At 55.6% G+C, this 12366-nt stretch carries 11 protein-coding genes; 3 read left to right on the top strand and 8 right to left on the bottom strand.

Annotation, left to right across the window (positions count from 1 at the left end):
* From AC0KWY_RS04475 to AC0KWY_RS04440, 8 genes are all read right to left on the bottom strand, one after another.
* Entirely contained in the window at nucleotides 1-897 is an 897-nt protein-coding gene (locus AC0KWY_RS04475) for a hypothetical protein (RefSeq protein WP_474028447.1), read from the bottom strand.
* 268 nt (nucleotides 898-1165) lie between these two features.
* On the bottom strand, nucleotides 1166-3277 hold the full coding sequence (locus AC0KWY_RS04470; protein ID WP_474028446.1) for a YjbH domain-containing protein: 2112 nt from the start codon (nucleotides 3275-3277) through the stop codon (nucleotides 1166-1168).
* Entirely contained in the window at nucleotides 3274-4071 is a 798-nt protein-coding gene (locus AC0KWY_RS04465; RefSeq protein ID WP_474028445.1) for a capsule biosynthesis GfcC family protein, read from the bottom strand. The genes AC0KWY_RS04470 and AC0KWY_RS04465 overlap by 4 nt, the downstream gene beginning before the upstream one ends.
* A complete protein-coding gene (locus AC0KWY_RS04460; protein WP_474028444.1) occupies nucleotides 4071-4730 on the bottom strand; it encodes a YjbF family lipoprotein in 660 nt (219 codons plus the stop codon). The genes AC0KWY_RS04465 and AC0KWY_RS04460 overlap by 1 nt, the downstream gene beginning before the upstream one ends.
* A gap of 4 nt (nucleotides 4731-4734) precedes the next feature.
* On the bottom strand, nucleotides 4735-5859 hold the full coding sequence (locus AC0KWY_RS04455) for a polysaccharide biosynthesis/export family protein (RefSeq protein ID WP_474028443.1): 1125 nt from the start codon (nucleotides 5857-5859) through the stop codon (nucleotides 4735-4737).
* Between the two features lie 66 nt (nucleotides 5860-5925).
* The gene (locus tag AC0KWY_RS04450) at nucleotides 5926-6333 is read right to left on the bottom strand and encodes a hypothetical protein (protein ID WP_474028442.1); all 408 of its coding nucleotides are present in this window, start codon (nucleotides 6331-6333) and stop codon (nucleotides 5926-5928) included.
* A gap of 63 nt (nucleotides 6334-6396) precedes the next feature.
* On the bottom strand, nucleotides 6397-8652 hold the full coding sequence (locus AC0KWY_RS04445; RefSeq protein ID WP_474028441.1) for a polysaccharide biosynthesis tyrosine autokinase: 2256 nt from the start codon (nucleotides 8650-8652) through the stop codon (nucleotides 6397-6399).
* Between the two features lie 17 nt (nucleotides 8653-8669).
* Nucleotides 8670-9110 (bottom strand): low molecular weight protein-tyrosine-phosphatase, encoded by a 441-nt coding sequence (locus AC0KWY_RS04440; protein WP_474028440.1) that lies wholly within the window; start codon nucleotides 9108-9110, stop codon nucleotides 8670-8672.
* 125 nt (nucleotides 9111-9235) lie between these two features.
* Between AC0KWY_RS04440 and AC0KWY_RS04435 the strand changes: the two genes are divergently transcribed.
* The 3 genes from AC0KWY_RS04435 (at nucleotide 9236) to wecC (ending at nucleotide 12102) form a co-directional block, all read left to right on the top strand.
* Nucleotides 9236-9586 (top strand): MarR family EPS-associated transcriptional regulator, encoded by a 351-nt coding sequence (locus AC0KWY_RS04435; protein WP_474028439.1) that lies wholly within the window; start codon nucleotides 9236-9238, stop codon nucleotides 9584-9586.
* Nucleotides 9587-9695: 109 nt separating this feature from the next.
* Nucleotides 9696-10835 (top strand): non-hydrolyzing UDP-N-acetylglucosamine 2-epimerase, encoded by a 1140-nt coding sequence (gene wecB, locus AC0KWY_RS04430; protein WP_474028438.1) that lies wholly within the window; start codon nucleotides 9696-9698, stop codon nucleotides 10833-10835.
* A gap of 13 nt (nucleotides 10836-10848) precedes the next feature.
* Entirely contained in the window at nucleotides 10849-12102 is a 1254-nt protein-coding gene (wecC, locus tag AC0KWY_RS04425; protein WP_474028437.1) for a UDP-N-acetyl-D-mannosamine dehydrogenase, read from the top strand.
* Nucleotides 12103-12366: the final 264 nt, after the last annotated feature.

Below are 12366 nucleotides of genomic sequence, written 5' to 3'. Positions count from 1 at the left end.
TCAGGGGGTCTCGGCGATGTCGGTCAGGATGCGATCGATCAGGGCGTCCAATGCAAAGCCTTGCTCGGGGCGGGTGATTCGGACCAGACGAATCTTTCCCGCCAGTTTGCCGCAGAGCTTGAGATGCTCGGCTTTCAGGGCCATGCCCTTGAGAAAACGCACCCGATAGGTATTGGCGTGCAGCGGCTGTAGGCGGTCCATGCCGCCGATGGGTTCGAACCGGATCTCGGGTTGTTGGTGACTGCCGAGGATATAGATCCAGCGAATGGGCAGCGGCCGGTCGGTGAATCGGTCTGGCAACGGATAATTGAATTTCTCCAACTCGGGGCGGATGCGCCGCAGTTCCTGGGTGTCGATGTCGAGCCGGCTTGCCGTGTCCTGCCACAGCTTGATGCGAGGAAAGCCGGGCAGCGCGCGGCATTCGGCATCAACCGGCACGACATCGTCGGCCAGAATGTCGTGACCGCGTTTCAGGAACCCGGCCGCCAGCGTGGACTTGCCGGCTCCAGAGTGGCCGACGCAAACCATGCATTGGTCGCCGATGCGGATGGCGTTACCATGCAGAACGAGATGGCCGCGCTGGAAAAGTAGGGCCCCAAAGGCTGAACCGAGCAGAAAGACGCGCAGGCTGTCTTCATCAATCCCGGGGGCTGGGTCGATGAGGATTTCGTTGCCATGACTGACCAAAAAACGGGCGACATGGGGCACCTGCAACCAGAGCTGGGTTGGGGAGGTCCACAGGAAAGGCCCTAGCTGTTGGCCATCCGGGAGGCCATCGGGGGGCACTGCCTCGACTCGGATGCTGACATCGGGCAAATGGTTGCCCCCATCCAGAAAAGGCAGCTCTGGCAATAGCAGGGCGCTGTCAATTTTCAGGCTATAGGCGGTGTAGATCATTTAGTCGGGGGGGGCTGTTTCATATTTTTCGATTAAAGCGGCCCGCTGGTTGCGTCTCAGGGAAATTGCATCAACCCTGGCAGGGGGCGTTTTGTTCACTACGACAATGTCCCCGCTTGAATCCCAATCTGAAGCCATCGACATCATCCGTGAATTCCCTGTTTCTTGTCGAGGCCTCAATCAGATTCAATGCCGTAAAGCTGACACTCCATCCGCAATTGAGGTAGGTCGCATGGCTCCTCCCTATGTCGATTGGGGCATGGATTTTTTATTGAAGGATGCTTGAGAAGTTCTTGTGGAAGAAATCCACGTTGCGTCCCTCGGTGATTTCGTAGAGCGTCGGGCCACGATTCAAGCGTGCGCCGCCATCGCGGGTCAGCGGTTGCAGGACGATATTCGCCCAGCGCCGCGTTGACGCCGTGGTCATCAGGTCGAAGGGCAGCGACAGGTAAAACCCCTTGTCGAAGCTGCCTTCGCCGAACTGTGCCGCAGAGACGTTGGTGAAAGTCGCCCAGGCGCCCATGCGGACACCGTTGTCGAATTCCTTGGAAACGTCGAAAGTCACGCCCAGATCCTTGGCCAGGTAGCGACCGGCACTGAGTGTCAGATTCAGTCCGGGCGCCACGGTCGGCACGAAATTCCGGAAATAGGCGGAGGCATGGCCGGTCACGACCGAGTAATCGCGCAGGGAGAAGTTCTGTTTGAAGCCCCGTTGCTTGACCCAGTTGAGATTGAAACCCAGGGCCAGGTTGCTGTTCAGCGGACGATAGAGGATTTCGCCACCGACGCCGGCATACATCGATTCCAGGAAACCGCCGTAGGCCATGGCGTACCAGTCGCTGTTCAAGCGCTTGACGTGATTCAGTTGCAAGCGCGGCATGATCACGTCGGAACTGATCATGTACTCCCGCAGATAGGTCCGGACGCGGGGCAGGTTGCTCGGGGCCGTGTACGTGAACTTGTCGAAGTTGTTGTACAAGTTAAAGCTCATCAAGCCATCGATCCAGGTATTTTCCGAGAGACGCAACTGAGCATCGAGGTTGGCGGTTAATTGATACAGCACGAACGCATTCGGCCCGCCCAGATTCTGGTTGTAGCCGGGGGCGAAACCCCAGTCGAATTCGACTTCATCCTTTTTTGCGTACAGCTCCTCTTCACGCCGCGGCAGGGCATTGACCTGTTCGACGGTTCGCCTCAAATCGCCGAGGGAGGCGTCTTGTTGCAGGGTTTTGCGGAAGGTGTCGCGCTTGATCGAGGTTTCAACCACCGGCACGCCGCTGTGCGTTTCCGAAAGCGTGATCCAGTCGATATCGGCGGCGGCCTGAGCGTCGACGATACGGGCCGTACGGCCGAGTGCGGCAGCAGTGTAGAGATAGCGCTTGTGTTCGCCCCTGACGACCAGCTCCCGGTTGCGTCGAGTGATCTTTTGTACCTTGATCCCGGCATTGTCCTCAATCTGCCGAACGATCTCCGGCCAGTCGTTGGCGATCGCCGGACGGCTGTTGTCCGGACGGACCGGCACCGGCGCCGGATCGGAAACCTTGCGCGGCACGCCGCGGCGGGGACTGAAATCGCCGGTGAAGTTGATCCCGAAAAGGAGCGTGTTGCCGCGCTCCCAGCCGATATTGAAGGCTAGGTAGTCGCTGTGGCGGTAAGTCAGGCCGATATTGAAAGGCCTGTCCTGCTTGACGGTGGGGCCGCCGGTTTCATTCTTGTAGTTGTTGCCTTCGTATTCCAGCTTGAGGATCAGGGGTTTCCACGGTGTTTGCCACTGCACACCGGCAAACAGCGCGGCTGGGCCACGGAAGAAACTCGTGAGAGCGACCTTGCCCCCCTGGTCGCCACCGCTTGTGGGGCGGTTCCGGAAACCACTGTAAATCCAGCCCAGTGGGTTCTCGATATCGCCGCGTTTGCCCAGATAGCCCCAGCCCAAGCCAAGGCTGAAATCGAGGTCGTTCCAACGCTTGTTGGCGACGATGTATTCGCCGGAGAAAAGCCCGGTACCGCCGATGTCGCGCAAGCCGACGGAGATTTCCGGCAGATGCCGGCTTTCTTCGTTCAGCCGCACTTTCAGGTCGAAGCTTTTGTCCTTGTTGCTTTGCTTGCCGGTGGGATCGGCTTCATACTTGACTGTGGAAACGCTGGTGTAGCGATAAACCGCTTCAAGCCAGTCAAAAGGCTGCAGTGTCATGGCCAGACGGCCGTAGGGTTCGACCTTCGAGGTGCCGATTGCCACCGAGCCAGAAGGGAGCATCCGGGCTGAGGGCGTTTGCATCAAGCCGGCGCCACCAAAATCGCCGAGTGTCGGCGGCACCACGTTGGCGAGGCCGTTTGCGGAGTAGGCGGCGAGAACCGCCAGAAACAGGGCGCGCAGCGTCATTGGCCTGCTTCTTCCAGAGGCAAGGGGAAGGTGGCAATGAAATTTGCTAGATCGGCGTTCAGCCCACTTGCGTCCATGCCGTTGGAACCGGCAACGCGAACCAGAATAAAAGCGCCAGGTGCCAGTTGCGGTGAAGGTTCGTTGTTCCAGGCCGCGATACCGATGCGTGTGAGGTGGCCATCCGGCTGGATGACGTCGATCCAGTCCGGGTCGGCGGCAGGGTGGCGGGGGCAGGTCTGGAGCGCGTCGCTGGCGCGCATCAGCGGGGTGAAGGAAATCCGGCAATGCGCTTGTACTGCGCCTACCACCATGACCCAGGTCGGGCGGGCGGGGTAACGCACCACATCGCCGTTCTTCAGGAACTGGTTGTTCTGGCGTTGCAGTTCGATATCGATCGGGTCCATGCTCACCAGGCGGCGGCCGGAAACCGGTTGCGCGGTGATCCAGGTACGCAAACGCTGCAACAGGGCAACGGTTTCTCCTGCGGCGGGTTGCAAGCCGGCTGCGGTGAGATGAGAGCCTAGTTCGAACAACAAGCCCGCCTTGAGCTTGCGTTGCGCCAGCATGCTGTCCTGGTGCAACCAGGCGGCACCAGGCAAGTAGGCGTCGGCAAGCGCCCTGGCCGGCAAGACGAGGTCGAGCAGGCGGGAACCTTCGGGCAGGGTGTACTTTCCAGGATACTGGACTTTGCCCTGGATCCCGACTTCGATCTGGGGGGCGGCCTGAACCCAAGCTGCGCTCAGAGAGAGCAGGGCGGAAAGCAGACCGTGGCGCAGGAGTGACCAATTGCGCATCAACGCCCCCACCAGGATTTGAGCAAGGTGGTCCGGATACGCTGGACCGGCGTCAATTGCTGCTCGCTGCGCAGCACCTTGCCGTTGTCCGGATCGACCCAGAAATAATTGGTCGCCCGGAATCTGGCCGGCGGCTCAGCTACCAGATACTCCTCGACATACATGACGCGCGTTGAAACGCCGCCGATGTCGATGGCGGTGACCTGAGGCTGCGAATAGCGAGTCAGCAGGCGAACGCCGGCGTAGTAACCCGGCATCCAGTCGACAACACGAGCGGCCGTGGCGTTTTGCGGCAGGCGGTGCAGGCCGTGGGCGAAAGGATTGAAATTCTCCCAACGGCTGGCGGTAAGGTTCTGTGGCAATCCGGTGCTGCGCACGACCAAACCATCGCTCTCGACCAGAACTTGCTGCGATGAGGTTGCCCAGAAGCGCCGGTTATCCACGCTCCGGCCAAGCACCATGATGGCCGAGCCGAGTTCGGGGATCTCCAGCCAGAGCTTGGCGAAGGGAGTGGCGTCAATTTCAGCCTGTGCCGGAGTTTTGGCACTGCGGGAAGTGACAGCCTCGCCCAGCGTCTCGATGGTCGCTTGCCCCAGTTGGGTGCAGCCGGATAGACCGAGCAGCAACCCCGGTAGCAAAGCCAGAACAGCGAGGTTCATGGCCTTACTGACTGTCCCGGAATTCTCTAGCGCTGATCGTTCCGTAATAGAACGTCTGGACCGTCGGCAGCAATTGCGACAGGAAGCGGTTCCAAAGCACGATGCCAGCCGGACCGACGAAGACGACATCCTGCGGCTGTACCTCGAAATGCGACGCCAGCGCCATGGAAACCGGGGAGCGCGCGGAGAGTTGATAGACCTTGATCGGTGCCGGTACGTCGCCCACCGCACCGCGGATCACGTAGACGGCATCGCCGTTGGCCGTATCCTGGCGAATGCCGCCCGCCTGCCCGATGACGTCGGAGAGCGGCAGTGAGCTGGTCTTGAAGACCAAACTGCCGGGGCGGGTGACTTCGCCGAGGACATAGGCTTTGCGCCTGTCGTTGTAGGCCAAGTGAAGGTGGTCACCGGCCTTGAGGAAAACCTTGTCGAACTGGTTGGTCTGGCCACGGCTCAAGGCGTCGAGGTCGATCGGGTAATCCTTGCCGTCACGCTTCAGCGTCAACGCGGTAAGGTCCGCATCCTGGGTTTTGATGCCGGCATTGCCGATGGCGGCCAGCAAGGTGAGCGGTGCCTGGGTGATCGCTTGTTCCTGAGGGCGCTCAAAGGCGCCGGACAGGGTGACCTTGGCGCTGTTGACACGGATGACGTTGACGTCGACCTGGGGCATTTCGACCCATGCCGCAAGCTTCTTGGCCAAGGCGTCACGAATTTCGTTGATGGTTTTGCCGGCAACGGGCAGGGCGCCGACGAAGGGGAAGAACATCGTGCCGTCGTGGCGGATCTGGCGCCCGTTGGCTTCCGTCTGCTGCTGCTGACCGGCAGGGGCGCTCAGTTCAGGGTGGTCCCAGACGATCACTTGGAGGACATCGCCAACGCCAACCCGGTAAGGCGCCGGCTGATACTTCAGTAGCTCTTCCGGCAGGGCAGTCGAAACCGCCGGAACCGCTGTGGATTTCTGCACCGCGAGCAGCTTCGGGGTGATCGGAATGACTTCGATGTCCCCGTTATCCGCCGTCGGCGTACCGAGAAACGACGACGATCCAAAATGCTGCCCCGGCGCCAAGGCGCATCCAGCGAGGAGTAGGAAGGAAAATGCGGAAATAGCGAAGAGACGTTGATTGATCATCAGGAATACAAGAAGCAACCTCTGCGGCTGCCCGCAGAGGTATTTTTGAATTGCAGGAGGGTGAGTTTACCTGGTGCCAGTGGTGCCAGTGGTGCCAGTCGTGCCGGTACCACTACTGCCATTGCCGCCGCTGCTAGCGGCAAGGATCGCGACCAATGCCGCGGTGACGATGCCGACGGTGCCTGCGCTGACGCCGGCGGTACCGGCGGCGCCGAGGGAACCGGATTCGGTCAGCGCGGCTGCGACAGCGTCATCGGAAAGTTCGAAGAGACCGGCGGCGTCCTTCTGGCTGACCAGACCATACTTGCCAAGACATTGGTTGGTGACCGTCTGGCAGCCAGCATCAGCGCCCATGTCGGCGTTCAGCTTCGCCTTCAGGGCGGCACGCTTTTCCGGGGTCAGTGCCGGAGCTTGGGCAAAGGCGGTGGAGGTGGCGAAAACGGCGGCCACGAGCAAGGGGAGGATTTTACGCATAGGAGACTCCGTCAGGATGGTTGGAAAATGAATTCTAGGATAAATAGATGGAATACCCAAGCCTCAGGACTTGGTGTTCTTGTTGCTATGGTACTCGTACTGATAATAACCGTAACCGCCGTAACCGTAACGACCATACGCCGACGCGCGTTTTTCCAGGCCGTTGAAGATGGCGCCCTTGATCGCGATGCCATTCTGGGCAAAGCGGCGGACGGTGATGTCGATCTCGCGCGCCGGGTTGACGCCGAAGCGGGTGACGATCAGGCTGGTGCCCATTAAGCGCCCAACGATGGCGGCATCGGTCACCGCCAACAGTGGCGGGGTGTCGACAATCACTAAATCGAAGCGTCTGCTGGCTTCCTCAAGGAAAGCCTTGAAGTTCGGGTGCAGCAGCAACTCGGAGGGGTTGGGCGGAATCTGGCCGCGCGGGATAAAGCTCAGGCCAGGCACGTTGGTCGCGTGGACTGCCTGTTCGAAGCTGAAATCGCGTGCTAGCAGGCCGGAAAGGCCCTGGTTTTCGACGCCGGTGCCGAACATGCGGTGGAGGTGACCCTTGCGCATGTCCGCGTCGACCAACAGTACCTTCTGTCCGCTCTGGGCAATGATGGCTGCCAGGTTGGCGGAGACGAAGGATTTGCCGATGCCGGGGCTGGGGCCGGAAATCATGATCCGGTTGTTGGTGGCCTCCAGCATGGCGAAATGCAGGCTGGTACGCAGGCTGCGAAGCGCTTCCACGGCGAGGTCATGCGGGTGGGCTTCGGAAAGCAGCGGAACGTGATCGCTGGCGTTTTCCCCTCGTTTGCGCAGGCGTTTGATCGCTTCTTCGTAGTCGCGCTGGGTTTCGCTGAGCGGCACGGTGGCGTACACCGGCAGGCCAAGCTTTTCGATGTCTTCCGGATTTTCCACGCCACGGTTGAGGGCGCGCCGCGCCAGGACGAAGGCGGACGACAGCAAGGCACCGAGTAGGGTGCCGACGGCCAGGATCAAGGCCTTCTTGGGAGCGACCGGCGCCCGGGTATCCACCGCTGCTTCGTCGATGATGCGGGCGTTGCCGATGGTCCCGGCGCGGACTACATCCAGTTCCTGCATCTTGTTCAGCATACGCGAATAGATTTCCGTGCCGACCTGAACGTCTCGGGTCAGGCGGAGAATCTGCTGCTGATTTTCCGGCAGGTTGCGGATGTTGCCGGAAAGATATTCCCGCTTTTGGCTGAGTTCGCCAATTTTCTGCAGCAGCGCCTTGTAGGTGGGGTGTTGCTTGGTGAAGCGCCTATCTAGTTCGGCCTGCTGCATCTTCAATTCGGTCAACTGGCCGTCAAGGGCGATTGATTGCTGCAGCACGCCTTGCGTTTCGGCGTTGATGTCAACTGACGCGTATTTTTTCTTGTAAGTGTTCAGTTCGCTGCTGGCACGATCCAGATCTTCCTTGACCTTGGGCAGTTGCTCACGGAGAAAGACCAGACTGTTGGCTGCTTCCGCCGAGTTGCGCTCAATGTTCTGGCGCACGAACTGCTGGCTGATCTCGTTGAGAATCGTGGTGATCTTCTGCGGATTGATGCCGTCGAGGGCAAGATTAAGGATGCCGGAATCCTTGCCGCGCTCAGATACCTGGAGCATCTGCTGGTACCCGAGAATGGTCTCCAAGCGGGGCTTTTTGACAACGAAAAAGCCAGTCCCAACGCGGGCCTTGAATTCTTCCGCGAGCACAGAAAAGCCGTTCTGCTCGATCGTTTGCCCGACTTTGCCCCGCAACAGTTCGTTTTCGTCATCATCAAGCACGACAAATTCGTCTCTCGCCGTCAGGCGCAGCAGCAAGGGCTTATTCAGCAAGCTGGCTGGAATTTCAAATTGTTCCAGTAGCAGCTCTTCTCCTCCCCAAGCATAGGAATCAAGGCCCAACCAGGCTTCGTTGAGCGGTTTTTCGGTTGTTGGCGTGAAGCGGCGAGCAATCGTTTTGCCAATCAGCGGGAAATACCTGGGGGAAACGATCAGGTCCAGATGCAGTTCATCGACCGCCTTGCCAACCACGGTACGCGACTTGATCAGCTCGATTTCCGTCACTGCCTTGGACTCCCGCCCGAGGGCGGCGCCGAGGTCATCCAGACCGGTAAGGCCGCTGGACTTTTTTTCCACCTGGACGAGTGCGTTGGCCTTGTAGACCGGCGTAGACAGCAGGCCATAGGCCAGGCTGGCGGCCATAGAAGTCACGGTGGCGCCAATGATCAGCCATTTGTTGTCGATCAGCGTGCCAAGCATGCCGAGCAAGTCGATTTGATCGCCTTCCGGCGCTTCGGTTTTGAGCACAGTCTGATTTTGCATGTGTCGGTACAGGTCAGTTAACGTTTAATGCGGGCAGCCCAGGCGGCAACGCCTTCGGCGATCTGATCGTAGGCCAGGGCAAAGGCGGCTTCGCCACGACGATATGGGTCGGCGATCTCGCGTTCGTTTTGCCACTTGCCGAGCAGGAACACCTTACCCCGGGCTTCTGGCGCGATCGAGAGTATATGCTCAATGTGTGGTTTTTCCATAGCCAGAACGAGATCGACATGGTGCAGCATGTCTCGGGTCAACATGCGTGCCGCATGCTTGTCAGTGGCATGGCCGTGGGCTTTCAGCAGGCTGGCCGCCGTTGCTTCGACACCTTTGCCAACCAGCGCGCCTACGCCAGCCGAGGATATTTGATGCTTCGGTTCCGGGAGTGCTGCGCGCAGCAGTATCTCCGCGGTGGGGCTTCTGCAGATGTTGCCGACGCAGACTGTAAGGATTCGTTGAAACATTGGGGGGCTTTGACGAAAAACGGTCGATTGTACAACGATCTCGTTCGGAAACTAATTTTGCACTTAGGGCTTTATCCACTTTGCTTACCCGGCTACAATCCATTCATTTTTGAACAGGCGACTACATGATGACGGAGCGAAAGCAGGCTCTCCAAGAGGATGTGAGATTTCGCATCCTGCGCCTGTTGCAGGAAAATCCGCAGTTGTCTCAGCGCGAGCTAGCGCAAATTTTAGGGGTAAGTCTGGGCAAGGCGAATTTTTGCGTTCGGGCCCTAATAGACAAGGGCTTGATCAAGCTGCAGAATTTTCACGCCAGTCGCAATAAATTGGCTTATTCATATCTGTTGACGCCTGCTGGCATCGCTGAAAAGAGCGCGTTGACAGCTCGATTCCTAAATCGAAAGATGGTGGAATACGAGCAGCTAAAAATTGAGATCGAATCGCTAAAGCAAGAATGTCAGGGGGGCAATGAGTAGCTTTTCTACCTAATACTGGATGCTCCAAAAATGAATAATTTTTGATATTTTAAGCATCCTTGCCATTTAAGACCGCTTCGGTTATTTAATTCAAGAAATAATAAAAGTGATGAAATCAATCAGTGTCCTGCTTGTCTTCGGTACGCGCCCAGAGGCAATAAAAATGGCGCCGCTTGTAAAATTTTTGCAGGCAAATATAGAGAGTTTTGTTGTCCGCGTTGCGGTCACCGGACAGCATCGACAAATGCTGGATCAGGTGCTGGAATTGTTTGATATTAAACCGGATTTTGACTTGAATTTAATGAAACCAGGCCAAGATTTGTCCGATATAACCTCGGGGGTGTTGCTCGGGATGCGTGACATATTTTCGCTGTGGCGACCAGATGTAGTGCTAGTTCACGGGGATACTTCAACCACCTTTGCAACCAGTCTCGCGGCTTATTATCAAAGAATTGATGTTGGTCACGTCGAAGCAGGTTTGCGTACAGGAAATCTCTATTCTCCTTGGCCAGAGGAGGCTAACCGGAAACTAACAGGTGTCTTGGCCCGTTGGCATTTTGCGCCAACTGAAATTTCGAAACAGAATTTGCTTCGCGAAGGCGTTAATTTAGATGACATACATGTCACGGGGAATACTGTAATTGATGCTTTATTTCGAGTGATCGAAAAAATTCGCAGCAGTGATGTCATTAAAGACGCTTTTGCTCATAAATTTTCATTTATCAGAAATGACGCAAAACTAATATTGGTTACCGGGCATCGGCGGGAAAATTTCGGAGGAGGTTTTGAGCGAATATGCGAAGCTCTTGGTTCGATTGCTGCCGCATATCCAGATGTCGATATTGTTTATCCCGTTCATTTAAACCCTAACGTTCAGGAACCTGTAACTCGATTACTGAGAGGCTATACAAACGTTCATCTGATTGAGCCTCAGGATTACGAGCCGTTTGTATATTTGATGGATCGCAGCTACATCATACTAACCGATTCTGGTGGAATTCAAGAAGAGGCCCCCTCTCTCGGTAAACCTGTATTGGTAATGCGAGATACCACTGAGCGCCCAGAGGCCTTAGCTGCTGGTACCGTTTGCTTAGTTGGTACTGATTCTGAAAAAATATGTGCCGAGGTTACTAAGCTTATTAAAGATCCTCTTGCATATCAAAGCATGGCCATGGCGCACAATCCATATGGCGACGGTTATGCATGCCGGCGCATAGCTGAAGCATTAAAATTTTCTTTTTCTCTCTAAGGGCATTAGATCCATGAAGTTCAATACCATTTCCATCATCGGTCTAGGTTATATCGGCCTTCCCACCGCAGCTGTTTTTGCTTCGCGGAAAGTTAAGGTAATTGGTGTTGATGTAAATCAGCACGCAGTTGACACGATAAATCAAGGGAAAGTTCATATCATTGAGCCCGATCTGGAGGCTGTTGTTCGTGCTGGTGTACAAGATGGTTACTTGCGCGCAACTACGAAGCCTGAGGCAGCTGAAGCATTCCTAATCGCCGTGCCGACTCCTTTCAAGGAAGAATATTTGCCAGACATGAGCTATATCGAGTCTGCAGCAAAATCAATTGCTTCTGTTTTAAAACCGGGTGATCTTGTCATTCTTGAATCTACTTCTCCGGTAGGCGCCACCGAGCAGATGGCAACTTGGTTATCCGAAGCGCGACCAGATTTGACATTCCCGCAGACTCATGGAGAGGCATCGGATATTCGCGTAGCTCACTGTCCTGAGCGTGTACTACCAGGCCATGTTTTGCGAGAGCTTGTTCAAAATGATCGAGTGATTGGCGGCATGACAAAAAAATGTTCAGAAGTCGCCACGAAGCTATACAAAACTTTCGTTGAGGGCAATTGCGTCGTCACAAATGCACGTACCGCCGAAATGTGCAAATTAACGGAGAATAGCTATCGCGATGTTAATATTGCTTTTGCCAATGAACTTTCCGTTATTTGCGATAAGCTCGATATTGACGTTTGGGACTTGATCAATCTTGCTAATCGGCATCCTCGAGTTAATATACTTCAACCCAGCCCGGGGGTTGGAGGACACTGCATTGCGGTAGATCCATGGTTTATCGTAAGTAAAACGCCGAATGAGGCTCGCCTTATTCGGACAGCGCGAGAAGTAAATGACAGCAAGCCGGGATGGGTGATTGAAAAGGTAAAAATTGCTGTTGCCGAGCACTTGCAAGCTAATCCTGGAAAAACAGCGTCCGAGGTTGTCATTGCATGTTTGGGATTGGCATTTAAACCAAATATCGATGATTTAAGAGAAAGTCCCGCTCTCGCTATTACAAAGGAAATTTCAAATATCCATCCTGGGCCTGTTTGGGCTGTCGAGCCGAATATTGAACTTCTGCCCCAAAGCTGCATGAATTTATTTTCGCTGAAGAATCTAGATGAAGCGCTAAAAATGGCAGATGTGAAAGTGTTGCTAGTTGCGCATTCTGAATTTTCAGGATTAGCTAAACCTGAGTGCTATTTTGTCGATATTAATAATATAGCTTAACATGAAATAGTGTTGGGTTTGATTTATTGACTTTCATTGTTGATGCGGCGGATTATTTTCATCGTTCAACGATTAGGTAAAGTGGTTTGCTCAGAATAAGGTCGTGCATGAAACTAACTATAGTTGTAACCAATTCGTTACGAAAAGATCCAAGAGTTCAGAAATCGGTAAGAATGGCAGTGGATAATGGGATATCAACTTGTTTTGTCGGGGTGATAGATAGTAACTACAGGCCTGAATATTTTGAGGGTGTTAAGTTTGACG

This window comes from Azonexus sp. MM2026_4, from assembly GCF_055901855.1.
Note: the sequence above shows the minus strand (reverse complement) of the source record. Positions and strands in the feature narration are given on the sequence as shown.